This is a genomic window from Pseudomonas sp. DWP3-1-3b3, from assembly GCF_049896305.1.
Classification (GTDB): domain Bacteria; phylum Pseudomonadota; class Gammaproteobacteria; order Pseudomonadales; family Pseudomonadaceae; genus Aquipseudomonas; species Aquipseudomonas azotoformans_A.
In genome coordinates this window covers 795,843-820,649 of the sequence record NZ_JAFCUA010000001.1, presented here as the reverse complement: position 1 = coordinate 820,649, position 24,807 = coordinate 795,843, and the positions used below count along the sequence as shown (strand labels likewise).

Annotated in this window: 25 protein-coding genes; 13 read left to right on the top strand and 12 right to left on the bottom strand. The window is 61.2% G+C overall.

Annotated elements, in window-relative coordinates; translation table 11 throughout:
- Nucleotides 1-31 precede the first annotated feature (31 nt).
- A complete protein-coding gene (locus tag ACP7BX_RS04080) occupies nt 32-439 on the top strand; it encodes an NUDIX hydrolase (protein WP_426128388.1) in 408 nt (135 codons plus the stop codon).
- Nucleotides 436-942: a GNAT family N-acetyltransferase gene (locus ACP7BX_RS04075; RefSeq protein WP_426128390.1), complete on the top strand. Its 507-nt coding sequence runs from the start codon at nt 436-438 to the stop codon at nt 940-942. The genes ACP7BX_RS04080 and ACP7BX_RS04075 overlap by 4 nt, the downstream gene beginning before the upstream one ends.
- Before the next feature lie 139 nt (nt 943-1,081).
- On the opposite strand, the gene metR is transcribed toward ACP7BX_RS04075, so the two are convergent.
- Entirely contained in the window at nt 1,082-1,999 is a 918-nt protein-coding gene (gene metR / locus ACP7BX_RS04070) for a transcriptional regulator MetR (protein ID WP_033896390.1), read from the bottom strand.
- Nucleotides 2,000-2,193: 194 nt separating this feature from the next.
- Here metR and ACP7BX_RS04065 point away from each other — a divergent pair, with 194 nt between their 5' ends.
- The 5 genes from ACP7BX_RS04065 (at nt 2,194) to ACP7BX_RS04045 (ending at nt 5,702) form a co-directional block, all read left to right on the top strand.
- Nucleotides 2,194-3,213 carry an alpha/beta fold hydrolase gene (locus ACP7BX_RS04065; RefSeq protein ID WP_061435465.1) on the top strand — a complete coding sequence of 340 codons (1,020 nt, stop codon included), beginning with the start codon at nt 2,194-2,196 and terminating at the stop codon, nt 3,211-3,213.
- Between the two features lie 55 nt (nt 3,214-3,268).
- The gene (locus ACP7BX_RS04060; protein WP_426128393.1) at nt 3,269-3,922 is read left to right on the top strand and encodes a DsbA family oxidoreductase; all 654 of its coding nucleotides are present in this window, start codon (nt 3,269-3,271) and stop codon (nt 3,920-3,922) included.
- An 81-nt stretch (nt 3,923-4,003) separates the two neighbouring features.
- Nucleotides 4,004-4,924: an arginase gene (locus ACP7BX_RS04055; RefSeq protein WP_426128395.1), complete on the top strand. Its 921-nt coding sequence runs from the start codon at nt 4,004-4,006 to the stop codon at nt 4,922-4,924.
- Complete coding sequence (locus ACP7BX_RS04050) at nt 4,921-5,301, top strand: transporter (RefSeq protein ID WP_016977488.1); 381 nt, start codon at nt 4,921-4,923, stop codon at nt 5,299-5,301. The genes ACP7BX_RS04055 and ACP7BX_RS04050 overlap by 4 nt, the downstream gene beginning before the upstream one ends.
- Nucleotides 5,298-5,702 (top strand): EamA family transporter, encoded by a 405-nt coding sequence (locus ACP7BX_RS04045; RefSeq protein WP_033896394.1) that lies wholly within the window; start codon nt 5,298-5,300, stop codon nt 5,700-5,702. The genes ACP7BX_RS04050 and ACP7BX_RS04045 overlap by 4 nt, the downstream gene beginning before the upstream one ends.
- Nucleotides 5,703-5,706: 4 nt before the next feature.
- Here the strand turns inward: ACP7BX_RS04045 and ACP7BX_RS04040 are convergent, their stop codons facing one another.
- Together ACP7BX_RS04040 and ACP7BX_RS04035 are read right to left on the bottom strand one after the other, a co-directional pair.
- Nucleotides 5,707-6,573, bottom strand: a complete 867-nt coding sequence (locus tag ACP7BX_RS04040) for a fatty acid desaturase family protein (RefSeq protein WP_426128397.1) — start codon at nt 6,571-6,573, stop codon at nt 5,707-5,709.
- A gap of 55 nt (nt 6,574-6,628) precedes the next feature.
- The gene (locus tag ACP7BX_RS04035; RefSeq protein WP_133074510.1) at nt 6,629-7,399 is read right to left on the bottom strand and encodes a MipA/OmpV family protein; all 771 of its coding nucleotides are present in this window, start codon (nt 7,397-7,399) and stop codon (nt 6,629-6,631) included.
- A 228-nt stretch (nt 7,400-7,627) separates the two neighbouring features.
- On the opposite strand from ACP7BX_RS04035, the gene ACP7BX_RS04030 reads away from it, so the two are divergent.
- The 6 genes from ACP7BX_RS04030 to ACP7BX_RS04005 are packed head-to-tail and all read left to right on the top strand — an operon-like array spanning nt 7,628 to nt 14,877.
- Complete coding sequence (locus tag ACP7BX_RS04030) at nt 7,628-8,329, top strand: MtnX-like HAD-IB family phosphatase (RefSeq protein WP_426128399.1); 702 nt, start codon at nt 7,628-7,630, stop codon at nt 8,327-8,329.
- Nucleotides 8,322-9,716, top strand: a complete 1,395-nt coding sequence (locus ACP7BX_RS04025) for an aspartate aminotransferase family protein (protein ID WP_016977483.1) — start codon at nt 8,322-8,324, stop codon at nt 9,714-9,716. The genes ACP7BX_RS04030 and ACP7BX_RS04025 overlap by 8 nt, the downstream gene beginning before the upstream one ends.
- Entirely contained in the window at nt 9,713-10,579 is an 867-nt protein-coding gene (locus ACP7BX_RS04020) for an alpha/beta hydrolase (protein WP_033896398.1), read from the top strand. Before ACP7BX_RS04025 ends, ACP7BX_RS04020 begins: the two co-directional genes overlap by 4 nt.
- 17 nt (nt 10,580-10,596) lie before the next feature.
- Complete coding sequence (locus ACP7BX_RS04015; protein WP_033896399.1) at nt 10,597-11,721, top strand: GNAT family N-acetyltransferase; 1,125 nt, start codon at nt 10,597-10,599, stop codon at nt 11,719-11,721.
- A complete protein-coding gene (locus tag ACP7BX_RS04010; RefSeq protein ID WP_177110981.1) occupies nt 11,721-13,490 on the top strand; it encodes a sensor histidine kinase in 1,770 nt (589 codons plus the stop codon). Before ACP7BX_RS04015 ends, ACP7BX_RS04010 begins: the two co-directional genes overlap by 1 nt.
- Nucleotides 13,480-14,877 carry a sigma-54-dependent transcriptional regulator gene (locus ACP7BX_RS04005; RefSeq protein ID WP_426128403.1) on the top strand — a complete coding sequence of 466 codons (1,398 nt, stop codon included), beginning with the start codon at nt 13,480-13,482 and terminating at the stop codon, nt 14,875-14,877. The genes ACP7BX_RS04010 and ACP7BX_RS04005 overlap by 11 nt, the downstream gene beginning before the upstream one ends.
- A gap of 132 nt (nt 14,878-15,009) precedes the next feature.
- Here the strand turns inward: ACP7BX_RS04005 and ACP7BX_RS04000 are convergent, their stop codons facing one another.
- The 9 genes from ACP7BX_RS04000 to ACP7BX_RS03960 all read right to left on the bottom strand — a co-directional run bounded on the left by ACP7BX_RS04000 (nt 15,010) and on the right by ACP7BX_RS03960 (nt 24,737).
- Complete coding sequence (locus tag ACP7BX_RS04000) at nt 15,010-15,348, bottom strand: GlpM family protein (RefSeq protein WP_426128405.1); 339 nt, start codon at nt 15,346-15,348, stop codon at nt 15,010-15,012.
- Nucleotides 15,348-16,697 carry a sigma-54-dependent transcriptional regulator gene (locus tag ACP7BX_RS03995; RefSeq protein ID WP_016977477.1) on the bottom strand — a complete coding sequence of 450 codons (1,350 nt, stop codon included), beginning with the start codon at nt 16,695-16,697 and terminating at the stop codon, nt 15,348-15,350. The genes ACP7BX_RS04000 and ACP7BX_RS03995 overlap by 1 nt, the downstream gene beginning before the upstream one ends.
- Entirely contained in the window at nt 16,694-18,595 is a 1,902-nt protein-coding gene (locus ACP7BX_RS03990) for a sensor histidine kinase (protein ID WP_038847830.1), read from the bottom strand. The genes ACP7BX_RS03995 and ACP7BX_RS03990 overlap by 4 nt, the downstream gene beginning before the upstream one ends.
- Before the next feature lie 67 nt (nt 18,596-18,662).
- Nucleotides 18,663-19,397 carry an amino acid ABC transporter ATP-binding protein gene (locus tag ACP7BX_RS03985; protein ID WP_003188952.1) on the bottom strand — a complete coding sequence of 245 codons (735 nt, stop codon included), beginning with the start codon at nt 19,395-19,397 and terminating at the stop codon, nt 18,663-18,665.
- Nucleotides 19,394-20,065, bottom strand: coding sequence for an amino acid ABC transporter permease (locus ACP7BX_RS03980; RefSeq protein ID WP_010212763.1), 672 nt, complete (start codon nt 20,063-20,065; stop codon nt 19,394-19,396). The genes ACP7BX_RS03985 and ACP7BX_RS03980 overlap by 4 nt, the downstream gene beginning before the upstream one ends.
- Nucleotides 20,065-20,811: an amino acid ABC transporter permease gene (locus ACP7BX_RS03975; protein WP_010212762.1), complete on the bottom strand. Its 747-nt coding sequence runs from the start codon at nt 20,809-20,811 to the stop codon at nt 20,065-20,067. Before ACP7BX_RS03975 ends, ACP7BX_RS03980 begins: the two co-directional genes overlap by 1 nt.
- A gap of 194 nt (nt 20,812-21,005) precedes the next feature.
- Nucleotides 21,006-21,932 (bottom strand): glutamate/aspartate ABC transporter substrate-binding protein, encoded by a 927-nt coding sequence (locus ACP7BX_RS03970; protein ID WP_010212760.1) that lies wholly within the window; start codon nt 21,930-21,932, stop codon nt 21,006-21,008.
- 304 nt (nt 21,933-22,236) lie between these two features.
- Nucleotides 22,237-23,775 (bottom strand): glycerol-3-phosphate dehydrogenase, encoded by a 1,539-nt coding sequence (gene glpD, locus ACP7BX_RS03965; RefSeq protein WP_426128408.1) that lies wholly within the window; start codon nt 23,773-23,775, stop codon nt 22,237-22,239.
- A gap of 206 nt (nt 23,776-23,981) precedes the next feature.
- Nucleotides 23,982-24,737 (bottom strand): DeoR/GlpR family transcriptional regulator, encoded by a 756-nt coding sequence (locus tag ACP7BX_RS03960; RefSeq protein WP_010212755.1) that lies wholly within the window; start codon nt 24,735-24,737, stop codon nt 23,982-23,984.
- Nucleotides 24,738-24,807: the final 70 nt, after the last annotated feature.

Sequence of the window (24,807 nt, the reverse complement as noted above, 5' to 3'; positions counted from 1 at the left end):
TTGCGCCTTTTGCAGCCAAGGAAGATCGTTCATGCCCTCCACCATCCGCATCGCCGCCGCCCTCCTGATCGGCGCTGACGGCCAGACCCTGCTGGTGCGCAAGCGCGGCACCCAGGCCTTCATGCAACCTGGCGGCAAGATCGACGCTGGCGAGCAGCCTGCCGAGGCCTTGGCTCGTGAACTGCACGAAGAGCTGAACCTGCTTATCGAGCCAAGCGCTGCGGTCTATCTTGGGAAGTTTTCCGCGCCTGCGGTCAACGAGCCAGGTTTTACCGTGGAAGCCGAGCTGTTCCAGGTGCAGATCGATGTGGCGGTCACGCCTGCCGCCGAGATTGAAGAGGTGCGCTGGATCGACCCGACAGGTGACGGCGGCTTGCAATTGGCCCCGTTGACGCGGGACCTGATCCTGCCGTTTTACCGTGCCTCGCTGACGGCATGACCATCCGCACGCTGGTGCTCAGCGATGCCGAGGCGTATCGGGCGTTGATGCTGGAAGCCTATGGCGTCTATCCCCAGGCGTTCACCTCCAGCGTGGCGGAGCGTGCAGCCATGCCGCTGAGTTGGTGGGAAAAACGCTTGAGCAGTCCGTTGGATTGCTTGCTCGGTGCGTTTGCCGGGGATGAGCTGGCCGGCATTGTCGGCCTGGCGTTTGAGCCGCGAGAGAAAGCGCGGCACAAGGTGACCCTGTTCGGCATGTACGTGAATGCAGGCCACCAACAACAAGGCTTGGGCCGGCAACTGGTGGAAGCGGCACTGGATGAAGCGCGCAAACAGCCGCGCCTCAAAGTGATCCAGCTGACGGTCACCGCCGGCAATGACGCCGCCTTTGCCCTGTACCAACGCTGCGGCTTCATCCAGTACGGCCTGGAGCCGCTGGCGGTGCGGGTGGACGTGGAGTACTTCGACAAAATCCATATGTGGCGCGAACTGAAGACCGACTGAAATCCAACTGTGGAAACCCTATCCAATGTGGGAGCGGGCTTGCTCGCGAAAGCGGTGTGTCAGGTACAGATAATTCGACTGAACCACCGCATTCGCGAGCAAGCCCGCTCCCACATTTTGATCATCAGAGTTTTCAGTATCAGCGTACGGCGCTGACGCCATCCAATGTTGAAAACGACGTATCTTTTGCCGTCAGCAAGAAATCGCGCATATACGGCGCATCCAGCATGTCCGCACGAATCCCGGCATATAGCGTGGCAAACAAACCTTTCTCACCCAGGCGCTTGGCCTTCACGTAGCCACGCGAGCTGTACTCATGCAGCGCCCAATGGGGCATACCACACACGCCCCGGCCGCTGGCCACCAGCTGCATCATCATCACCGACAGCTCGGACGTGCGCACCTGCGCCGGCTCCACATCGGCGGGTTCGAGGAAACGCGTGAAAATATCCAGGCGGTCGCGTTCCACCGGGTAGGTGATCAGGGTTTCGGTCAACAGGTCTTCGGGCACGATGTACGCCTTGGTTGCCAGCGCATGCTGGTTGGCGACGGCGAGCATGGCTTCGTAGGTGAACAGCGGCACGTAGGTGATGCCTGGCAGTTCCAGCGGGTCGGAGGTCACCACCAGGTCCAGATCGCCACGGGCCAGGGCCGGCAGCGGGGCGAAGGCGAAGCCGGAGGCCAGGTCCAGCTCGACCTCCGGCCAGGCATCGCGGAACTGGTCGATGGTCGGCATCAGCCACTGGAAGCAGCTGTGGCATTCGATTGCCATGTGCAGGCGTCCGGCGGTGCCGCCGGCCAGTCGCGCTATGTCACGCTCGGCGCCGCGCAGCAGCGGCAGGGTGGCGTCGGCCAGTTGCAGCAGGCGCAGGCCGGCGCTGGTGAAGCGCAGCGGCTTGGTCTTGCGCACGAACAGCGGCATGCCCAGGCGCTCTTCCAACTCTTTGAACTGGTGGGACAGCGCCGACTGCGTCAGGTGCAGGCGCTCGGCGGCTTCCACCAGGCTGTCGGCCTCGCGTAAGGCGTGCAGGGTCTTGAGGTGACGGATCTCGAGCACGGGCTCTCCATGAATATAATTTGTGACGAATTCGAATGGCGTGAGTTTGTCTCATGTTGGCCTGCCTGTCGATAAGCAGGTCGACAATGACCGCTGGGCACTCTTCATCAAACTGTCACGCAACTGTGGCAGCGCGCTTGAACAAACTTCATCAGACTCGCGCTCTACTGGGGTTCTGCGTTTCGGTGTTTTTCATGCGCGTGTTGCTTTTACTGGCCGCTCTATTGTTCGGCCTGCCGTCTTTTGCGGCTTCTCGATGTGATGTCAATGTCCCGACCCAAACGGTCGACCTGGCTCAGGTGAGCATCGCCTACCAGAGCATCGGCCGTGCGTCCGATCCGGCGTTGCTGCTGGTGATGGGCCTGGGCGGGCAGTTGATCCACTGGCCGGATGAAGTGGTGGTCGCCCTGTGCCAACAGGGTTTTCGGGTGATCCGTTACGACAACCGTGACGTCGGCCTGTCCACCTGGCGCCAGGCACCGGCCAACGCCAACCTGACCTTTGAAGTGCTGCGCTACAAGCTCGGCCTGCCGGTGGCGGCGCCTTACACGCTGACCGACATGGCCGATGACGCCATCGGCTTGATGGACGCGTTGCAGATCCAGCAATTCCACGTGCTGGGCGCGAGCATGGGCGGCATGATCGCCCAGCACCTGGCGGCGATGGCACCGCAGCGGGTCGAGAGCCTTACGCTGATCATGACCAGTTCCGGCGCCGAAGGTTTGCCGGCGCCGAATGCGGCGCTGGTGCAACTGCTGTCGCGGCGCAGCGCACCGAACCGTGAAGTGGCGCTGGAGCAGCAGGCCGATCTGCTGGCGGCGCTGGGCAGCCCGAACGTGACAGATGATCGCCAGGCCTTGTTGCACCAGGCGGCACTGTCCTACGACCGAGCCTTCAACCCGGACGGCGTGAAGCGCCAGATCATGGCGATCCTCGCCGAGCCCAGCCGCGTGCCCTTGCTTAACCAACTGCGCGTACCAACCCTCGTTGTGCACGGCACCGCCGACCCGCTGCTGCCGGTGATGCACGGCGTGCACCTGGCGGCGCATATCCAGGGCAGCCAGTTGAAGCTGATTCCCGGCATGGCCCATCGTTTCCAGGAAGCGTTCAAGGCGCCGCTGCTGACGGCGGTGCTGCCTTACCTGCAAGCCCATCGCGAAGATGCGGCGCACTGGGCGCAGATTGACCTGGGCGAGCCTTCGAAGGTGTTGTGACATTGGTGTATCGTGCAACCTTTATGGCCCATTTGCGCCTGCGAGGTTGCCTGTCATGAGTACTCCCCTGAAAATCGATTTCGTCAGCGACGTGTCCTGCCCCTGGTGCATCATCGGCCTGCGCGGGCTGACCGAAGCCCTCGACCAGTTGGGCGCCGACGTGCAGGCCGAGATCCATTTCCAGCCGTTCGAGCTGAACCCGAACATGCCTGCCATCGGTCAGAACATCGTTGAGCATATCACCGAAAAATACGGCTCCACCGCCGAGCAATCCCAGGCCAACCGTGAACGTATCCGCGACCTGGGCGCCGGGTTGGGCTTCGCGTTCCGCACTGACGGCCAAAGCCGCATCTACAACACCTTCGATGCACACCGCCTGCTGCATTGGGCTGGGCTGGAAGGCTTGCAGTACAACCTCAAGGAAGCGCTGTTCAAGGCGTATTTCACCGATGGCCAGGACCCTTCCGACCACGCCACCCTGGCAATCATCGCCGAAAGTGTCGGCCTGGACTTGAAGCGCGCCGCCGAGATTCTCGCCTCCGATGAATACGCCGCTGAAGTGCGCGAGCAAGAGCAACTGTGGATCTCCCGTGGCGTGACCTCAGTGCCGACCATCGTCTTCAACGACCAGTACGCCGTCAGCGGCGGCCAGCCGGCGGAAGCCTTTGTGGGGGCGATCCGCCAGATCATCCAAGAGGCCAAAGGCTAAGCGCTGGCCCGTCCCTTGCATTGACCCCCTAAAGCCCATCCGGTACCGGATGGGCGCTGCCATTAGGGGTGAAACATTACCTTGAATATTCTTGACCTCGACCACAGCCTCACCGGCCAGGCACCGATTGCCCGGCGTCTGGCCAGCGGCCGTGCCACGCGTATCGACCTGCTGGACCTGGGCCCCAAGCTGCGCCTGTGGTCCACTGAAAAAACCTGGAAGCGTTTCGCCGAACGCCTGGCTCAACGGCCCCGGCCCACCGATGCGCGCCCGGAAATCCTGTTTGTCGGCTCCGGCGACTATCACCACCTTACGCCGGCCTTTCTCGCCGACCTGAAAGAACCCATCAGTCTGATCCACTTCGACAACCACCCCGACTGGGTGCGCTTTGCGCCCAAGCGTCACTGTGGTTCGTGGGTCAACCGCGCGCTGAAGATGCCGGCGATCAAACGCATCGTCACCCTCGGCCCGTGCAGCGACGACTTGCACAATCCGCAGTTGCGCGGTGGCAACCTCGGCGCCCTCAAGCGCGGGCACTTGCAGTTGTTCCCCTGGCAGCATCCGCCGTCGAAAGTCTGGGGCCGGGTAGGGGATGGCGCCGGTCACCAGCAGCAGGAAAACCACCTGTACTGGCGCAACCTGGCCGAACTGGATTGGGCGCAATTCCTCGATCAGATGATCACCAGCCTGCCCACCGACGCGATCTGGATCACCATCGACAAAGACGTGCTCGCCAGCGAAGACGCGGCCACCAACTGGGACCAGGGCGGCATGCGCCTGACCCATCTGCTACAAGCCCTGCGGGCCTTGGCAGCGCGCAAACGCATCATCGGCATCGACGTGTGCGGTGAGTTCGCCACGCCCGCCTTCAGCAATGCGTTCAAGCGTTGGGAAGCCAAGTCCGACCAGCCACCGCCCGAGCGCTGGAGCGCGGAAGATCTGCAGCGCAACGCGGCCACCAATGAAGCCTTGATCGACCTGTTTGAGGAGCTGTTCCCGTGACGTTGACCGTGGTGTTGCTGGTGGCGTTTTCCATCGTGCTCGATGTGATCGGCCAGCTGTGTTTCAAGATCGGCCTGGACCGGTTGCCCGAGTTGGACGGCGGTTTTCGCCTGAATGCGTTCTGGGGCCAGGTGTTCAATGCGCCGTTGCTGTGGGCCGGGATCGGTGCCTATGCCGTCGAGTTCTTCGTATGGCTTGAAGCGTTGTCCCGTGCGCCGTTGAGCCTGTTGTTCCCGGCTGCGGCGCTGGCCTATTGCGGCGTGGTGCTGGCGGGCAAGGTGGTGCTGGGCGAAACCGTCAGCCGCCGCCGTTGGCTTGGCACGCTGGTGATCACCTTGGGTGTGATGTTGGTGGCGATTGCAGGGAGTCAGGCATGAGTACGCAAACCATGAATAACGGATGGCTGCATGGGCGCCTCGGCACGGTGGTGCTGTGGGCCTTATTGATTTGCACCGAAAGCGCTGGCCAGCTGTTTACCAAAGTGGCCGGGGACCAATTGGGGCAGATGGATTTGAGCTGGCAGTGGCTGGCGGACGTGGCGCGCAACCCTGGAATTCTGGCGGCTATCGCCAGCTACATCGGCGCGTTTTTCGTGTGGATGCTGATCCTGCGGCGCAGCAGCCTGTCCCTGGCGTTTCCGCTGAGTTCACTGGTGTTTGTGGTGGTGTTGCTGGGGTCGTGGCTGGGGCTGGGGGAACATATCAGCCCGCTGCACTGGGTGGGGGTGGCGGTGATTATCGGCGGCATCGCCCTCCTGGCGGAAGGCGAAGAAAACTGAGTGTCTAGGGTTTGCGGTGTGCCACCAAAAACCCTAAACCATGGGACACCGAAATCGCCTTGACCCCCGCTTCACGCTGCTGCTCGGCAATCTCCCGGTGAAACGCCTTCACTTTCGTCCAGTGCATCTTCGGCCGGTAGTGGTGCTCGGCGTGGTAGCCGTTGTTCATCCAGATCAGGTTGTACAGCACGCTGTAAGAGCTCACCCCCCAGGCAATCGGCAGGTCCGGGTTGCCGCCGAAGTGTTCGTAGTAGCCATTGAGCGATGACAGGCACTGGCCCAGGTACCAGAACGGCAACAGCCACAACACTGCCTGCCAGTTGTAGAACGCCAGGGCGATATAGAACGCTACCGTCACGCCGATCTCAACCTTGACCCAGCGCGCATCCGCCGGGCGCTTGCGCTTCATCTCGTCGTAGAACGGCTTGGGATCGTCGCGGAAAAAACTCAGGAAGGTATAAGCCCACGGGTTTTCCGGCTGGCCATTGTGGCCGCGCTGGTAGATCGACAGTGGGTCGATGGTTTTGCCATCTGGCCCGGGCAGGTCGGCGTTGCCACGGTGATGGCGGTTGTGGATATCACGGTAGAGCGTCTGGGAAAAACCAATGGTTACCGACAGCAGCAAGTCGAACGCCCGGTTCATTGCACGATGAGTGAAGTAGGCGTTGTGAATCTGGTTGTGGGAGATGCTGTTGATGCTCCACGACAGACTCACCGCGTAGATCAGCGCCAGGGGCACCAGCGCCCACCAGCTCAGGCTGTGGAACGCGGTGACCAGCCAGATGACAAAAGCGAAATGCGCCAGGCCCAGGGCGATGGGCACCAGGTCCCAGAGCGAGTGGTGCAGCAGGCGGTAAGCGGGGCGAGCCATGAAGAGTGTCCTGGAAAAATGGATTCCAGGACCTCATTGCAAACCCCAGACCAACCTAATCGAACTTGTAGCTGATGGCCGTCTGCACCTGGCCCTGGTTCACGTCGCCGGTCTGCCGCACGATGCTGCTGTCGGCCGCCGAGCCGACCAGGTGAACCCAGCTGGCGCTGGTCAGCAGCGACCATTTTTCGGCCAGGGGAAACTCGAAACTCTGGGTCAGTGTCAGGTTCTGGAAGCCGCCGCTGGCGTTGTAGGGGCGAAAGCCGGTGGCGGCGGCCTCGTTGTCATCCACGCCGAAAAACGTGTTGGTCTGGCGCGCATCGGCGAAATGCGCGACCAGGCCGCTGCTGCCGATAATCCCGCCACCCAGGGGGTAGCCCAGTTCGCCGCCGACTTTGCCCAGGGCACCGCTCTGCGAATGCCCCCCGCCCACGGCTTGCCCCAATTGTGCGTAGACCCGCCAGAAATCAGCCGGGGCGTATTGGATAAAACCACCGACTTCCGCCATGTCCGACACATTGCGCAGGCCCTGGAGATCGCCATTGGACGTGCGGCCCGACAGGTAATTGATGTAGGGGCCGGCGGTCAGGCCCTGGGTGTTGAGCGCGCTCCAGGTCAGGCCGTCATCGGTGCTCAGGCTGACATCGCCCCAGTCCAGGTCGAAGTAGGGAACGGGCCGCGTTTCGTAGCGGCTGCCGGTGGGGTCATGGGGCTGGTAGCTGACGCCTGCGCCGACTTCGCCGGTGATACCGCCGGCCTGAGCCGCGCTAGAAACGCTCCAGAGGCCCAGTAAACCGGCCAGTGCAGCGCATGTGATCCTCAACATGGTCACAGTTCCTTGATTGAATATGCGCGCATGAACGCGCAAAGCATCCTTTCCACGCAAGCACTCATCTTGTTTGTAGCAAGCTACAAAAATTGTAGCTCCTGCGACACAAATTGCCCGCCATGCCAGGCAAAGCCCCAGCCCCGCTGGCTGTTAGCCAGTTGGCACACTCCCTGCTCTACCCCTTGTTGCAAGCGCATACAGCGCGCTCCTCCAAGGTAAACAACGATGATCCACTGGCATATCGTGTGTGACTTCGACGGGACCATTACCCCCACCGATGTCATCGACAACGTCCTCCAACGCTTCGCCGGCCCCGAGTGGGAAACCATCGAACAGGAATGGCTGGATGGGCATATCGGTTCACGCGAATGCCTGAGCCGCCAACTGGCGCTGATCAAGGCGACGCCTTCCGAATTGCTGGCGTATTTCGACAGCGTCGAGATTGACCCGGACTTCCCGGATTTCGTCGACCACGTCATGGGCATGGGCGCAACCATCGAAGTGGTCAGCGACGGCATCGAGCAGGGCATTGCGCGGATCCTGTCGCGCAACTACGTGACCTTGCTGCCGATCCTCGCCAACCGCCTGCGCCAGGTCGACCAGAACAGCTGGCGCATCGACTTCCCGTATTCCAGCGATGCCTGCCGCGCCGCCTCCGGCAACTGCAAGTGCAAGTCCACGCCGCGCAACAAGCGCGTGCTGGTGATCGGCGACGGCAAGTCCGACATGTGCGTGGCGTCCACCGCCGACTTCGTGTTTGCCAAGGGCAGCCTCGCCAAGTACTGCGAAGCCAACAACATTCCTCACGCACGTTTCGACACCTTTGCCGAACTGCCTGCGTTGCTGGCCCGACTGCCACAAGGCATTGCCGCCAACGCCACCTCCTTTACTGCTGCTGACAATCAGGAACTCTTCCACCATGTCTGATATCCGTATCGCTACCGCCGAAGACCAGATCCTTCTGGATAAAGAAGCCAAATACTGCTCCTACGGCGACACCGTCCACTACATCGAGCCGCCGCGCATTTTCAGCCGTTGCGAAGGCTCCTACGTGTGGGACACCGAAGACCAGGCCTACCTCGACCTGCAAATGTGGTACTCGGCGGTCAACTTCGGCTACGCCAACCCGCGCCTCAACAATGCGCTGAAACAGCAGATCGACACCCTGCCGCAGATCGCCAGCCAGTACCTGCACAAGGGCAAGATCGAGCTGTCGGAAATGATCGCGGTCGACGCCAAGAAGAAGTTCGGCCTCGACGGTCGCGTGCACTTCAACGTCGGCGGTTCGCAGTCCATCGAAGACTCCCTGAAGGTGGTGCGTAACGCCACCAACGGCAAGAGCCTGATGTTCGCCTTCGAAGGCGGCTACCACGGGCGTACCCTCGGCGCTTCGTCGATCACCTCCAGCTACCGCTACCGTCGCCGTTACGGCCACTTCGGCGAGCGCGCGCAGTTCATCCCGTTCCCGTATCACTTCCGTGGCCCTAAAGGCATGACCAAGGAAGAGTACGGCAGCCACTGCGTGCAGCAATTCGCCCGCCTGTTCGAGACCGAATACAACGGTGTGTGGGACCCGAAAGTCGGTTCCAGCGAATACGCTGCGTTCTACGTCGAGCCGATCCAGGGCACCGGCGGCTACGTGATCCCGCCGATGAACTTCTATCGTGAGCTGAAGCACGTGCTGGATCAGCACGGCATTCTGATGGTCTCCGACGAGATCCAGATGGGCTTCTACCGCACCGGCAAACTGTGGTCGATCGAGCACTTCGACGTGCAACCGGACGTGATCGTCTTCGGCAAGGCGCTGACCAACGGCCTCAACCCATTGGGCGGCATCTGGGCCCGTGAAGAGTTGATCAACCCGAAGATCTTCCCGCCAGGTTCGACTCACTCCACCTTCGCCTCCAACCCATTGGGCACGGCGGTAGGCCTGGAAATGTTCAAGATGACCAACGAAGTCGACTACGGCGCGATGGTCATGGCCAAGGGCAAGTTCTTCCTCGAAGGCCTGCAAGACCTGCAGAAACGTTTCCCGATCATCGGTGACGTCGACGGCCTGGGCCTGGCCCTGCGCTGCGAAATCTGCGGCCCGGATGGTTTTACGCCGGACAAGGCGACCCTGGACTACATGGTCGAAGAAGGCATGAAGGGCGACATGGTGGTGGACGGTCAGAAACTCGGCCTGATCCTCGACGTGGGCGGTTACTACAAAAACGTGATCACCCTGGCACCGTCGCTGGAAATCAGCTACCCGGAAATCGAACTGGGCCTGAAGCTGCTTGAGCAACTGCTGGTGCGGGCGACCAACCGGTGAAAACGGCAGAGATCGACCTCGGTGAAGGTACTGCCGGCTTCGTTCTCGGTGATGGTCCGGTCGGGATCCTGTTGATCCACGGCCTGACCGGCACCCCGACGGAATTGCGCCAGGTCGCCAAGGGCCTGGCCAAGGTGGGCAATTGCACGGTGTACGTGCCCACCCTGGCCGGGCACTGCGGGGACAACAGCGACCTGCAAGCCACCGGCTGGCGCGACTGGTACGAAGGCGTGCGCAAGACATTCGTTGGTGTAAAACAGCGCCATGAACAGGTGTTTGTCGGTGGTTTGTCCATGGGCGCGGTGATGTCGATGTACGTGGCCGCCGAGCATCCTGGGCAAGTCGCTGGGCTGCTGATGTATTCCACCACCCTGAAGTACGACGGTTGGAGCATCAACAAGCTGGCGTTCCTCACGCCGTTGCTGATGAAAATTCCCTTCGGCGTGCACATCTGCCGCTTCGAAGAGAAGCCGCCGTACGGCATCAAGAATGAACGCCTGCGCGGCATCGTCGAGCGGCAAATGAAGGAGGGCGAGAGTAGCGAGGCGGGCTTGCTGACCATGGAGGGCATCACCGTGCGCGAGTTGCACCGGATGAACGCCGTGGTCAAGAAGCGCATGCCGCAGGTCAAGGTGCCGGCGTTGGTGTTGCACTCCATCGAGGATGACATCACCAGCCGTTGGAACGCTGACTATGTGGAACGCCACCTCGGTGGCCCGGTGACCAAGATCCTGCTGGACAACTGCTACCACATGATCACCGTCGACTTGCAATACCGCCGGGTGATCGAGTTGAGCGCGGAGTTTGTCGGGCAGCATGCCGAGTCCATTCCGGCCCCCCAAGATTATCGACAGCGGGCTTGAGCCTTAAGGAAACCCTTGTGATTACCGCCCAAGCCTTCCCGACCATCCGGGCCCTCCAGCGCAGTGCCTGGAACGACTGTTTCCCGGGTGCCCTGGAGGACTGGGACTATTACGTCGCCGTGGAAAACGCCGCTATTGATGATTTTCAGTGGCGTTACCTGGCGGTTTACGAAGACGGAACGCTGGTGGCTGTGGCGGCCGCGTTCATCACCCATTATCGCCTCGATACCACGGTGTCGGGCGCCGGCAAACGCTTGACCGAGCGTGTGGAACGACTGTGGCCGGGGCTTTTGCAACTGGGCCTGTATGCCCTCGGCTCCCCGGTGGCGGAGCGCTGCGACGTTGGTTTTGCCAGCAGTGTGGCGGATACACGCCGCCCACTGTTGCTCAAGCACCTGCTGGAAGCCGCGCGCCAGGATGCCGATGATTTCGGTATCGGCCTGGTGGCGGTCAAGGACGCACCGAGCAAAGACCCGCACTGGGTCGAAAGTTGCCGTGCGGCGGGCTTCCAGAGCATGCCGAGCTTGCCCACGGGCGTGTTGCCGCTGCCCTACGGCTCGGTGGACGCCTACCTGGGGTCCCTGGGCAAATCCACGCGCAAGGACCTGCGCCGCAAACTGCGCGCGCCGGGGCCACGGGTGGAGTGGCGGCGCAATATCGACGACGTGCTGCCCGAGGTCATGCGCCTGTACGAGGCCACGCTCACCCGTGCCGAGTTGCAGTTCGAGCGGCTGCCCGCCGGCTACTTCACCGGTGTGCTCGAACGCCTTGATGAGCGGGCGGTCTGTGTTCTTTACTGGGTGGACGAGCAACTGGTGGCGTTCAACCTGATCCTGGTGGACGAGCACCGGCTGGTGGACAAGTTTTTCGGGCATGACGTGGAATTCACCCGTGACTACAACCTGTACTTCCGTAGCTGGCTGACCAATGTCGACTACTGTATTCAACACAATATTGCCGTGTATGAGTGCGGCCAGGCCGGGTATGCCAGTAAGCTGCGCCTGGGCTGCGAGTTCCAGGGCAACAGCGTGTTTTTCCGCCACCGCAACCGGCTGGTCAACGGCCTGCTCAAGCTTGTAAAACTGTTTATTCGACCGGATCGTTCCGACCCTGCCATGGCTGCTGCGATAAGCGAAACCTGATGATCACCAAGACCCGCCAGAAAGCCCGCCCCTTTGCCATTTCGCGCTGGAGCGTCCAGCGCAAGCTGGTGCTGGCGTTCTGGTTGGTCAGCGTGATCCCCACCATGATCGCCGCCGAACTGGCGGCTACCACGCTGTCGCAGATCTTCGACAGCAACGTGCGCATCTGGCTGCAGGAGTCGACCAAGATCGTCAAGGATGAGATCGGCGACATCCTTCACGACAACGCGCGCATGGCCAAGCTGTTCCTGCGCTACACCAGCCCGCCGTCGAGCCGGCAAGCCGCCAAGCACGACCGCCTGACCGCCGACATTGCCGACGCCACCGACATCGACGTGGTGGCGCTGATCCGCATGAGCGACCACAAGCTGGTGTTCAGCACCGCCTCTGACGACATCGTCAAGCAGATCAGCCTGACCAGCAACGCGGTGTTGCAGACCGTGCAGGTGGCCGGGGTGAGCACGGGCGTTGTGGTGTCGACTTTTGAAACCACCCAAGACGGTGTCGATTACCTGCTGTTGGTCGCCACTTACCTGGACAGCAGTTTCCTCACCAGCGTGGCCGATGTGCATTCCCTCGACCTGCGCCTGTACCTGGCCAACCCCAATGGCTTCTCAGAGATTTTCTCGACCCAACGCTTTGAAGATCACCCGTCGCGCATCCCCAAGAACGTCGAAATCGCCATGCGCAGCACCAAGCAGCCGAGCGAGCAGTTCACCAACAACTACAGCGGGTTGTACTGGCCGATCTTCAACGACGCCGGTGAGCTGCAAGGTGTGATCTTCAGCGGCCTGCTGCGCCATACCAGCCTGGTGGGGCTGGTAAACCAGAGCAATCTGTTTGTACTGATCTTCCTGCTCAGTTCGGCGCTGTCGCTGGCCGCCGGGGTGTTGGTGTCGAGGCGTCTGACCAAGCCGCTGCGGGACCTTTCCCAGGGCGTAAGCGCAGTGATTTCCGGCGATTATGCGCACCGCGTGGTGGTCAGCGGTGGCGACGAACTGGCGCAGTTGAGCAGCACCTTCAACCACATGACCGAACGGCTTGGCGAGTTGCATCACCTTGAAGCTCAGCTGCGTCGACGTGATCGCCTGCATGCCCTGGGCGAAGTCGCCATGGGCCTGGCCCATGAGATTCGCAACCCGCTGGGCATCATCAAGACGGCGACGCAGCTGCTGCACCGCCGCGCCGACCTGGCGGAAACCGACAAGCGCCATCTGGAATACGTGGTCAGCGAGGTCAGCCGCATCAACGACCTGATCACCGAATTCCTCGACTTTGCCAAGCCCAACCCGCCGTTGCGCGTGTTGCTGCCGGCGCTCCCGTTGGTGGAAGAAATCCTCGGCTTCTGCGCGCCGGAACTGGCCACCCATAACATCGACGCGCACATCGACGACCAGGCACCCGGAGCGACAATTTACGCGGATGCCAAGCAGCTCAAGCAGGCGTGCCTCAACCTGATCCTCAACGCCATCGACGCGATGCCCGAAGGCGGGCGCCTGACCCTGGGCATTCGCACGGAAGGCGAGAACACGCTGATCAGTATCACCGACACCGGCCAAGGCATTCCGGCGGATATGATCGAGCGCATCTTCACGCCATTTGTCACCACCAAGGCGTCGGGCACCGGATTGGGCCTGGCCAAAGTCTATTCGATCATGGAAAGTCACGACGGCAGCATCGAATGTGCCAGTGAGAAAGATGCCGGCGCCACCTTCAGCCTGTACATTCCGGCGAGTGGCGAAGACGACGAGGACAGTCATGACGCATAACATTCTGGTAGTCGACGACGAACCCAAGCTCTGCGACCTGTTGGCCTCGGCCCTGGGCCAGAACGACGTGCAGGTGTTTGTCGCCGGCAACGGCTTGCACGCGCTCAAGGTGCTGGAGCAGGAAGACATCGACCTGGTGATCAGCGACTGGCGCATGCCGGGCATGGACGGGCCGGCGCTGCTGGCCGAGATCAAGGTGCGCTATCCCCATGTGCCGGTGATCGTGATGACCGCCTACAGCACGGTGAAAAACGCCGTGCAGTCGATGCGCAACGGCGCCTACGACTACATCGCCAAGCCGTTCGATATCGACGAGCTGGACATCACTGTGGCCAAGGCCCTGCAATTTCGCGACATCATGCGCGACAACGCACGCATGCGTGCCGAGCTGGACGAACACGCCCAGTTCGACAGCCTGGTGGGCGACAGCCCGGCGTTTCGCAAAGTGCTGCAAGCGGTGGACTCGGTGCGCGACAGCAGCGCCACCATCCTGCTGACCGGCGAAAGCGGCACCGGCAAGGAAATGGTTGCCCGTGCCATCCACAAGCATGGCAGCCGCGCCGACAAACCCTTCGTGGCGGTCAATTGCGCGGCCATTCCGGAAGGGTTGCTGGAAAGCGAAATGTTCGGCCATCGCAAAGGCGCGTTTACTGGCGCCGTGGCTGACCGGGTAGGGCGCTTCCAACAGGCCGACAAGGGCACGCTGTTTCTCGATGAAGTGGGCGACATGCCCCTGGCGTTGCAGGCCAAGATCCTGCGCGCGTTGCAGGAACGGGTGATCGAACCGGTGGGCGATCCCCGCGAACGCAAGGTCGATGTGCGCGTGATCGCTGCCACCAACAAGAACCTGCTGGAAGCGGTGGCCAACAAGGAATTTCGCGAAGACCTGTACTACCGCCTCAACGTGTTCCCGATTCCCCTGCCGTCCTTGCGCGAACGGGTGGAAGACATCGCCCCCTTGGCCCGCCACTTCGCCCAGACCCTCAGCGCTACAGCGGGTAAACGCATCACCGGCTTCAGCCCGGAGGCGTTGCAGGCCATGGCGGCGTATCACTGGCCAGGCAATATCCGAGAACTGCAAAACTGCGTGGAGCGCGCGACCATCGTGGCGGCGTCGCCGGTGATTGAGGACATCGACTTGCCGGGTTACCTGTTTGCTTCCCAGCCAAGCGAGGACGGTGTGACGGCGATCCTCAGCGATGGACCGGGCATTCCCCAGGACCTGGATGCGGCGCTGGCGGAGGTGGAGAAGGCCTACATACTCGCGGCGTTGCAGGAGAGCAACGGCGTGCAGGCGGCGGCGGCAGCGAAGATCGGGATTTCGGAGCGCAGCTTCTGGTATCGCCTGAAGAAGCTGGGGATTCAGGTCGACAAAATAGTCCGCTGACCTGTCTGATACACCTCAATCCAAATGTGGGAGCTGGCTTGCCTGCGATAGCTGTGTATCAGTCAGCTCATTTGGCACTGACATACCGCTATCGCAGGCAAGCCAGCTCCCACAGTTTTTGACCGAGTTGTGTCAGGCGTGTAGACGGACCCAGACGCTCACCAACACCGTCGCGGCTATTAGCCATGCGACTGCGGCCACAGCTAACGAAGCCTCCAACCGCATCCGATCGACCATCACATACAACGTCGCCAAGTACACAAAGTACGGAATGATCGACCACATCCCGAACAGGATCGTCGTCTTCAAGTCGTCCACCGAACGGCCTTTGCCAACGATGTAGTGGGCGATCAAGGCAAAGGTCGGAAACAGCGGCACCAAGCCTGCGATGTAGTAATTCCTGGTCTTGGCCAGCGCGGCCAGAATCAATACCACGGCCGCGCCCAGGGCGGCTTTTAATAGCAGATCCATCAGTGGCTCAACCCGTATTTTTTGACTTTGTCGAACAGTGTGGTCTTGGCCATCCCCAGTTCCTGGCTGGCCTGGGTCAGGTTGCCGCCGCTGCGTTGCAAGGCATCGTTGAGCAGGTTGCGTTCGAAGGCTTCCACCGCTTCGGTGAAGGCCAGGCCCTGGCTGCCGCTGCTGGCGCCGCTTTTCTTGAACGCCGGCAGGCCGAGGGCGAAGCGTTCGGCGACGTTGCGCAGTTCACGCACGTTGCCCGGCCAGTCGTGGCTCATCAGGCTCGACAGGGTCTGGTTGTCCAGCTCTGGCACACTGCGGTCAAAACGCAGCGACGACTGCTGCAGGAAGTGTTCGAACAGCTGCAGGATGTCTTCACGGCGCTCGCGCAATGGCGGTAGTTCCAGGGTCACTACGTTGAGGCGGTAGTACAAATCGCTGCGGAACTGATTGGCACGGCTCAGTTCATCAAGGTCCGACTTGGTGGCGGCGATCACGCGGCAATCCACCGCCACGCTCTGGTTCGAACCCAGGCGCTCCAGGGTGCGCTCCTGCAACACCCGCAGCAGTTTGATCTGCAGGTTGATCGGCATGCTTTCCACTTCATCGAGGAACAGCGTGCCTTCGTGAGCGTGTTCGATCTTGCCGATGCGACGTTTGCCTGCACCGGTGAAAGCGTTGGCTTCGTGGCCGAAAATCTCGCTTTCGAACAGGTTCTCTGGCAGGCCGCCGCAGTTCAGGGCGACGAACTGGTGGGCGTGACGCCGGCTGAAATCATGCAGGCAGCGCGCGACGAGTTCCTTGCCGGTGCCGGTCTCGCCTTCGATCAGCACGTTGGCCGAGGTGTCGGCCACATTGGCGATCAGCTCGCGCAGGTTCTGCATGGCCGGCGAGCGGCCGATGATGCGGCCTTCCAGTGAATCGCGCTCGGCCAGTTGGCGGCGCAACGACCAGACTTCCCGCGCCAGCCCGCGCTGCTCCAGGGCGCGGCGCGCCACGTCGACCAGGCGTTCGGGGGAGAAGGGTTTTTCCATGAAGTCATAGGCGCCGTTGCGCATGGCGCCGACGGCCATGGAGATATCGCCATGCCCGGTGATCAGCACCACTGGCAGGCTCTTATCCAGGGCCTTGAGGCGGGTGAGCAGCTCCAGGCCGTCAATGCCTGGCAAGCGGATGTCGCTGATCACGATGCCGGCGAAGTTCTCGCCGATGCGCTTCAACGCTTCTTCAGCGCTGCCCACGCCGACGCTGGGAATGTCTTCCAGGGCCAGCGCCTGCTGGCAGCCGAGCAGCACATGGGGATCGTCTTCGACGATCAGCACGGTGAGCTCGTCTTTGATGGCTTTAGCGTCTGTATTCATGTCGACTCAGCTTTTTGAGCGCCCGCCAACGGCAGGCACAAGACAAAGGCCGTTCCACCACTGGCCGGGTGCTCCACGGCAAGGTTGCCGCCGGTGGCCGCCGCGAGGCTGGCGGACAGCGTCAGGCCCAGGCCCAGGCCTTGCTCGCCGGGCTTGGTGGTGAAGAACGGTTCAAACAAATGCTTGCGCGCCTCGGCGTCGATACCGTGGCCATTATCACGCACGTGCAGGCGGTATTTGCCCTCGCTGCTGCTGCCTTCCAGCCACAGCTCGGGTGCGGGTTGGGCCTGCATGGCGTCAAGGGCATTGCCGATCAGGTTGACCAGGATCTGCTCCAGGCGCGTCTGGTCGATTTGCAATTGGGCGGGGGAAAAGTCGCGGTGCAGGGTCAGCGGCAGGCTGTCCAGGCGTGCGCCGAGTACCTGGAAAGCCGCGTCGACCGCTTTGGCCAGGCTGGCCTCGCCCTGGTCATCGCCACGTCGGGCGAAGGAACGCAGGCTGGCGGTGATGCGGCCCATGCGGTCGATCAGTTCGTTGATGGTCTTGAGGTTGGCGCTGGCGGTGTCCAGGGCACCGCGCTCCAGGAAGCGCACGGTATTGCCGGACAAGGTGCGCAGCGCCGCCAGTGGCTGGTTCAATTCGTGGGCGATGCTGGTGGACATCTGGCCGATGGCCGCCAGTTTGCCGGCCTGCACCAGCTCATCCTGGGCGCGGCGCAGCGTCTCTTCGGCCTGGCGTCGTTCGCGGATCTGGCCCTTGAGCCGTTCGTTGCTGGCGCGCAGGTCGGCGGTGCGCTCGGCGATCCGTCGTTCCAACTGGCTGTTGGCTTCCTGAAGGGCTTCACGGGCGGCGAGGCGGGTGGCGATGACCTTGCGCCGCTCGTTCCAGGCGATCAGCAAAAACGCCACCAGGCCAAACGCGACAGCGACCAAAATGCCCTGGTTGATCGCGGCGCGGCGCAAGTCGTTGAGCGGCGTGAGCAAGGTGAAATTCCACGGTGTGTCATTCAGCGGGCGGGTTTGCGCCAGGTAGCTGACTTCGTGCTCGTCGTTGACCACTTCGCTGTTGGCCGGGAAGGTCAGTTTCTCGGTGCCCTCGTTGAGGCGCTCGCGGGCCAGGGGTTCCAGCTCGTTCAACGTCGCCCAGTAATATTGCAGGCTGTGGGCCAGGCGTTCCTTGGTGTCATCGCTCAGCGGGCGCACGGCCTTGAGGCGGCGGGCCGGGTCGCTGGAGAGGATGATGATGCCGTTCTCGTCGCTCACAAAGGCTTCGAGGCGCGCGCGTTGCCAGCGTTCTTCCAGGGCTTCGAGGCGCACCTTGACCACGGCGACGCCGATGATCTTGCCGTGCTCTTCGAGGCCGTGGGCCAGGTAGTAGCCGGGTTCGCCGTTGGTGCTGCCGATGCCATAGAAACGGCCAGGCTGGCCGCGTACGGCGTTCTGGAAATAGGCACGGAAGGACAGGTCTTCACCCTGGTAACTGTCGGCATCGCGCCAGTTACTGGTGGCCAGTACGCGGCCGGTGGTGTCCATCACATAGATGGCCCGACTGCGACTGCGTCGGTTCAGGCCTTCGAGGTAATCGTTGACGGTCTTGCGGGTTTCCTGGTTCGGATCGGCCAGCAGCGTGGAGACGCTGGATTCCAATTCCAGAAGGCTCGGCAGGTAGGTGTATTTGCTCAGTTCACTTTCGACGGTGCGGGCATGCAGCTCCAGCTGGCGTTCGCCGGTATCGCTGAGGGTGCGGATGCCGTAGTACTCGCTGACCCAGAAGCCGATATAACCCAGGCCGATCATCAGGGCGATGATCAACGGCGGCAGGAACAGTTGGCGGATCAGACGTGGTTTCACGGCAAGTGATGGCGGTGCGGCGCGAAATTGGTTGGGGTCGCATTTCATCACAGATGCCTTGGGTCAACCAGTTGTGGTGAAGGGGATTGGGCCCTTCACCACATTTGGGCAGTGCTTAGTGCTGCAGGATTTTCTCAAGGAAGTGCTGCGCGCGTTCAGAGCGGGCGCTGATGTCGCCGAAGAACTCTTCTTTCGGGCAGTCTTCGATGATCTTGCCGGCGTCCATGAAGATCACGCGGTCGGCCACTTTACGGGCGAAGCCCATTTCGTGGGTCACGCACATCATGGTCATGCCTTCGTGGGCCAGTTGCACCATCACGTCGAGCACTTCGTTGACCATTTCCGGGTCCAGCGCCGAGGTCGGTTCATCGAACAGCATGACGATCGGGTCCATGGCCAGGGCGCGGGCAATTGCGACACGTTGTTGCTGACCACCGGAGAGTTGGCCAGGGTGCTTGTGGGCATGTGCCGACAGGCCTACGCGGTCGAGCAGTTGCAGGCCTTTCTTGGTGGCTTCTTCCTTGCTGCGGCCTAGCACCTTGATCTGCGCGATGGTCAGGTTCTCAGTGATGGTCAGGTGCGGGAACAGCTCGAAGTGCTGGAACACCATGCCCACGCGCGAGCGCAGTTTCGGAAGGTTGGTCTTCGGGTCGGCGATGGAGGTGCCGTCGACCACGATGTCGCCCTTCTGGAACGGTTCCAGCGCGTTGACGCACTTGATCAGGGTGGATTTACCCGAGCCGGACGGCCCGCACACCACGATCACTTCGCCTTTTTTAACCTCGGTGCTGCAATCGGTCAGCACCTGGAAGTCGCCATACCACTTGTTGATGTTCTTGATAGAGATCATACGGCAAACCTTTTTTGCAGACGCTTGACCAGCAGCGAGGCGGAAAAGCTGATGATGAAGTAGACGACACCGGCAAAGATCAGGAACTCGTTGGAGCGGCCGATGATGTCGCCGTTGGAGCGGGCGGAGTTGAGGAAGTCCACCAGGCCCACGGTGTAGACCAGCGAGGTGTCCTGGAACAGGATGATCGACTGTTGCAGCAGCAACGGGGTCATCTTGCGGAACGCCTGGGGCAGGATGATCAGGCGCATGGTCTGGCCATAGGTCATGCCCATCGCCTGTGCCGCCGCCATCTGGCCTTTGGGGATCGACTGCACGCCGGCCCGTACGATTTCACAGAAGTACGCGGCTTCGAACATCATGAAGGCCACGACGCAGGAAGTGAACGCACCGATCGGCGTGTCTTCGCCGGTGATCCAGCGCAACACGAACGGCACCGCCAGGTAGAACCAGGTGATCACCAGCAGCAGCGGGATCGAGCGGAAGTAGTTCACGTAAGCGCCGGCCACGCGTGACAGCAGTTTGCTGGACGACAGGCGCATCAGCGCCAGGACCGTCCCCAGCGCAATGCCGCCGACCACGCCCATGACCATCAACTGCAAGGTCATGACCATGCCGTTCCACAGGCCTGGGATAGCGGGGATGATGCCGCTGAAATCGAAGTCCATTATTTACCCCCCACGGAGATCAGGCCGGGCACTGCGACTTTCTTCTCGACCAGGCGCATGAGCAGCATCAGGCTCATGTTCAGGGTGAAGTAGATCAGCGTGGCCAGGGTGAAGGCTTCAAACAGGTTGGCCGAGAACTCGGCGGTCTGTTTGGTTTGCGCCAGCAGTTCCATCAGGCCGATCAAGGACGCCACGGAGGAGTTCTTGAAGACGTTGAGGAACTCCGAGGTGAGCGGCGGAATGATGATCCGGTAGGCCTGTGGCAGCAGCACGTTCCAGTAGATCTGCGGCAGCTTGAAGCCCATGGCGCGCGCAGCGGATTCCTGGCCACGTGGCAGCGCCTGGATGCCGGTACGCACTTGCTCACACACACGGGCGGCGGTGAACAGGCCCAGGCACACGACAACGCTCAGGTAGGCCGAGGTGGTCGGGTTGAGGTCTTGTTTGTACCAGTCCTGCAGGTTCTGCGGCAGCATGTCGGGTACCAGGAAGTACCAGATGAATAGCTGAACCAGCAGCGGCACGTTACGAAACAGTTCCACGTAGCAGGTCGCGATGCCCGATACGATGCGGTTTGGCACGGTGCGCATGACGCCCAGAATGGACCCCAGCAGCAAGGCGATAATCCATGCCACGACAGCGATGGCGATGGTCCAGCCCAAGCCGGCGATGTACCAGTCGAGATAAGTCTCGCTGCCCACGCCAGTGGACTTGAAGAACACGCCCCAGTCCCAGTTGTAATTCATTAGGGTCTCCCCTCGAGATCGATCGATGTACAAGCACCCGCTTGGGGAAGATCCTTTCCCGCCTGACGGTGAACGTCAGGCACACGCGATCGGCTCGAAAACCGCCAGGTCGAGTGTTCCAAAATAAAGCCAGCAGGTAGTAACAGACGCCTGAGGGAGGGTTGGCTCCCTCAGGAGATAAGCTTAGTCAGGTATCAGATTTTTACGTCAGGCGCTGGCTTGTCGCTTGGGTTGGCGATCAGCTCCTTCACCTTGTCGCTCATCGGGAAGTTCAGGTTCAGGCCTTTTGGTGGGATCGGGCTCTCGAACCACTTGCTGTAGATCTTGTTGATTTCGCCGGATTTGTACAGGGCAACGATGGCGTCATCGACGGCTTTCTTGAAGGCTGGGTCGTCTTTACGCACCATGCACGCGTAGGCTTCGAAAGATTGCGGAGTACCGGTGATGACCCAGTCGTCCGGCTTCTTGGCCTTGGCTTCTTCACCGGCCAGCAGGGCGTCGTCCATCATGAACGCTACGGCGCGGCCGCTTTCCAGCATCTGGAAGGATTCGCCGTGGTCTTTGGCGGAGATGACGTTCATGCCCATTTGCTTGTCGGCGTTCATCGCTTTGATGATGCGCTCGGACGTGGTGCCAGCGGTGGTCACGACGTTCTTGCCTTTCAGGTCAGCGAAGTCAGCGTAGGACGGCTTCCCATCCTTGTCTTTTTTGACCAGCAGGCGGGTGCCGATTTCGAAGATGTTGACGGTGAAATCAACTTGCTGGGCGCGTTCGGCGTTGTTGGTGGTGGAACCGCATTCGAGGTCGGCGGTGCCGTTCTGGATCAGCGGAATACGGGTTTGCGAAGTGACCAGGTTGTACTTGGCCTTCAGGTCGGGTTTGTTCAGGTCTTTTTTCAGTTGCTCGACGACGGCCAACTGAATGTCGTGGGAGTAGCCCACAGGTTTGCCCGAACCATCCGCGATGTAGGAAAACGGAATGGAGCTGTCGCGGTGAGCGAGAGTGATGGTGCCGGAGTCGTTGATCTTCTTCAGCGTGCCGGTGAGTTCGGCGGCGAAAACTGGAGTGCTGATCAGAGCAGCAGCGATAGCTGCGCCCAGAATATGGGGAACGATGCGCATCAATACTTCCTCGACATTTGTTTTTTTTATGAAGCCGGCTAAACGGCTCTCTTGTACAGCGAATGCCCGTGACGGCTCCTGAGGCGTCCCAGGCAATCGTCCAAGAGTGTAGAGCATGAGTCGTGCCAGGCTCGCTATAAAAGGTTAACTCAATGATTTATAAGGTTATTAACTTTATATGACGGCGTTTTTCCAGGCCTGAAGTCCGGCAAACCGAATGGATGGCACTGTGGTGTTCGGAAAACCGAATGCGAAAAAAAGCCCCTGAACCTTTCGGCGCAGGGGCTTTTGTAGTACCGGTCCGTCAGGCAGCTTCGATCTTGCTGCGGTTCTGCTCAACGGTGGTCAGGTAGCGCTGCACGTTGGCCTGTTCTTCCGGGGTGGTGAACAGACCCAGCTTGGTGCGACGCCACAGCACGTCCTGAGGTTGAGTCGCCCATTCCTCGGTGCACAGGTAATCCACCTCGCGGGTGTACAAGCCACCGCCCAAGTGCTCACCCAGGTCCGCCAGCGACTGCACGCCTTCCAGCAGGCGCCAGGTACGGCTGCCGTAGGTGGTGGACCAGCGGCGCGCGATCTCGCTCGGCACCCAGTCGAATTTGTTGCGGATGGCCTCGGCCAGGGCTTGCGGCGTGGTCATGTCTTCGCCGCCCGGAAGGCTGGCCTTGGCGGTCCAGCTTGGGCGCATCTGGGTGAAATACGGCGCCAGTTGTGCCATCGCTGATTCAGCGAGTTTGCGATACGTGGTCAGCTTGCCGCCAAACACCGACAGGATCGGCGCTTCGCCCTTGCCGCCGGACAACGCCAGGGTGTAGTCGCGGGTGATGGCCGACGGGTTGTCCGATTCATCATTGCACAGTGGGCGCACGCCGGAGTAGGTGTGGACGATGTCGTCGCGGCTCAACTGCTTTTTGAAATGCGCATTGACCACTTTGAGCATGTAGTCCGTTTCACCTTCGGTGATCGCAACGGCAGCCGGGTCACCGGTGTATTCGCGGTCGGTGGTGCCGATGATGGTCAGGTGGTTCAGGTACGGGATGGTGAAGACAATGCGCTGGTCTTCGTTCTGCAGGATGTGCGCGTGGGCGCCTTCGTAGAGTTTCGGCACGATCAGGTGGCTGCCCTGGATCAAGCGGATGCCGTAAGGCGAATCCAGCTTCAGGTCGTCCCTGATGAACTTGGCGACCCATGGGCCTGCGGCGTTTACCAGGGCACGGGCACGGATCGAGAACAGGCTGCCATCGGCGCGTTCCATGTTCATTTCCCACATGCCGTTGCTGCGGTGGGCGCTGATGCAACGGGTCTGGGTGTGGATGTGCGCGCCTTTTTCACGGGCGGCCATGGCGTTCAGCACGACGAGGCGGGCGTCATCCACCCAGCAGTCGGAGTATTCGAAGCCTTTGGTGATTTCGCTTTTCAGCGGGCTGTCGGCGCCGAACTTGAGGCTTTTCGAGCCGGCGAGTTTTTCGCGCTTGCCAAGGTTGTCATACAGGAACAGACCGGCGCGGATCATCCACGCCGGGCGCAGGTGCGGGCGATGCGGCAATACGAAGCGCATTTGCTTGACGATATGCGGGGCCTTGGCCAGCAATACTTCACGCTCGGCCAGGGCCTCGCGCACCAGACGGAATTCGTAATGTTCGAGGTAGCGCAGGCCGCCGTGGATCAGCTTGCTGCTGGCGGACGAGGTGTGGCTGGCCAGGTCGTCCTTTTCGCAAAGGAATACCGACAACCCGCGACCGGCTGCGTCTGCTGCAATGCCGACGCCATTGATCCCGCCACCGATAACGGCAACGTCATAGACTTCGGCAAGCGGTGGAGCAGGCAAGGTGGAAGGGTTCATCGGCTGGCCTCGCGATTTTTTCGTCTTGGAATTCGAACATTAATGTTCATTTGCGAAAATGGTAGCTGATAAACACGCGCGCAGCCAGCCGACTTCGATTGAAAAAACTCATCGAAGGGCTGGGAAAGGAAGATTTGTGAACATTATGATCGGCTTAAAGGCGCGTTTGTGGCGAGCACGCTCGCCACAGTGAAGAGTGGAGAGCCTCAGACGACTTCCAGTCGAACCTTATGCTGGTTCAGCAACTGCACCAACGCCGGCACCGGCTGCTGATCGGTCACCAGGCAGTCCACCAAGCTGATCGGCCCCAGGCGAATCATGGCATTGCGCCCGAATTTGCTGGAGTCCGCTGCCAGGATCACCTGGCGTGCATTGGCGATGATCGCCTGGGAAACCCGAACTTCCTGGTAATCGAAGTCCAGCAGACTGCCGTCTTCATCGATACCGCTGATGCCCACAAGGGCAAAGTCGACCTTGAACTGGTTGATGAAGTCCACACTCGCCTGACCCACCACACCGCCGTCACGCCGCACGTTACCGCCGGTCAACAACACGTCGAAGTCGTCCTTGGCACTGAGCATGGTGGCGACGTTGAGGTTGTTGGTGATGATTTTCAGGTGATTATGGTTGAGCAGCGCACGGGCGATGGATTCGGTGGTGGTGCCGATATTGATGAACAGCGAGGCGTGATCGGGGATCTGCGCAGCGATGGCTTCGCCGATACGCTGTTTCTCGTCGCGCATCTGGTCGGCGCGCATGGCGTAGGCGGTGTTTTCGACACTGGAGTCATAGGCCGCGCCGCCGTGGTAGCGGCGCAGCAGATTGGCGTCCGCCAGCTGGTTGATATCGCGGCGGATGGTTTGCGGGGTGACAACGAACAGCTGCGCCATTTCCTCGATGCTGACGTAGCCGCGTTCGCGGACCAGCTCGAGGATTTGTTGTTGGCGGGGAGGCAGATTCATGGGGCGTCCTTTGGGCTGCCATACAAAAGTGGCCCATGATGACGCAGGAATCCGCTCCCTGCCAGTTACA

Excerpts from the sequence above, each read along its gene's own strand:
- ACP7BX_RS03975 (WP_010212762.1), bottom strand. The coding sequence starts at position 20,811 with ATGAATTACAACTGGGACTGGGGCGTGTTCTTCAAGTCCACTGGCGTG.
- ACP7BX_RS03980 (WP_010212763.1), bottom strand. The coding sequence starts at position 20,065 with ATGGACTTCGATTTCAGCGGCATCATCCCCGCTATCCCAGGCCTGTGG.
- ACP7BX_RS03970 (WP_010212760.1), bottom strand. The coding sequence starts at position 21,932 with ATGCGCATCGTTCCCCATATTCTGGGCGCAGCTATCGCTGCTGCTCTG.
- ACP7BX_RS04040 (WP_426128397.1), bottom strand. The coding sequence starts at position 6,573 with ATGGCTCGCCCCGCTTACCGCCTGCTGCACCACTCGCTCTGGGACCTG.
- ACP7BX_RS04025 (WP_016977483.1), top strand. The coding sequence starts at position 8,322 with ATGTCTGATATCCGTATCGCTACCGCCGAAGACCAGATCCTTCTGGAT.
- glpD (WP_426128408.1), bottom strand. The coding sequence starts at position 23,775 with ATGAACCCTTCCACCTTGCCTGCTCCACCGCTTGCCGAAGTCTATGAC.
- ACP7BX_RS03985 (WP_003188952.1), bottom strand. The coding sequence starts at position 19,397 with ATGATCTCTATCAAGAACATCAACAAGTGGTATGGCGACTTCCAGGTG.
- ACP7BX_RS04010 (WP_177110981.1), top strand. The coding sequence starts at position 11,721 with ATGATCACCAAGACCCGCCAGAAAGCCCGCCCCTTTGCCATTTCGCGC.
- ACP7BX_RS04045 (WP_033896394.1), top strand. The coding sequence starts at position 5,298 with ATGAGTACGCAAACCATGAATAACGGATGGCTGCATGGGCGCCTCGGC.
- ACP7BX_RS04065 (WP_061435465.1), top strand. The coding sequence starts at position 2,194 with ATGCGCGTGTTGCTTTTACTGGCCGCTCTATTGTTCGGCCTGCCGTCT.
- ACP7BX_RS03990 (WP_038847830.1), bottom strand. The coding sequence starts at position 18,595 with ATGAAATGCGACCCCAACCAATTTCGCGCCGCACCGCCATCACTTGCC.
- ACP7BX_RS04035 (WP_133074510.1), bottom strand. The coding sequence starts at position 7,399 with ATGTTGAGGATCACATGCGCTGCACTGGCCGGTTTACTGGGCCTCTGG.
- ACP7BX_RS04005 (WP_426128403.1), top strand. The coding sequence starts at position 13,480 with ATGACGCATAACATTCTGGTAGTCGACGACGAACCCAAGCTCTGCGAC.
- ACP7BX_RS04075 (WP_426128390.1), top strand. The coding sequence starts at position 436 with ATGACCATCCGCACGCTGGTGCTCAGCGATGCCGAGGCGTATCGGGCG.
- ACP7BX_RS04060 (WP_426128393.1), top strand. The coding sequence starts at position 3,269 with ATGAGTACTCCCCTGAAAATCGATTTCGTCAGCGACGTGTCCTGCCCC.
- ACP7BX_RS04030 (WP_426128399.1), top strand. The coding sequence starts at position 7,628 with ATGATCCACTGGCATATCGTGTGTGACTTCGACGGGACCATTACCCCC.
- ACP7BX_RS04000 (WP_426128405.1), bottom strand. The coding sequence starts at position 15,348 with ATGGATCTGCTATTAAAAGCCGCCCTGGGCGCGGCCGTGGTATTGATT.
- ACP7BX_RS04080 (WP_426128388.1), top strand. The coding sequence starts at position 32 with ATGCCCTCCACCATCCGCATCGCCGCCGCCCTCCTGATCGGCGCTGAC.
- ACP7BX_RS03995 (WP_016977477.1), bottom strand. The coding sequence starts at position 16,697 with ATGAATACAGACGCTAAAGCCATCAAAGACGAGCTCACCGTGCTGATC.
- ACP7BX_RS03960 (WP_010212755.1), bottom strand. The coding sequence starts at position 24,737 with ATGAATCTGCCTCCCCGCCAACAACAAATCCTCGAGCTGGTCCGCGAA.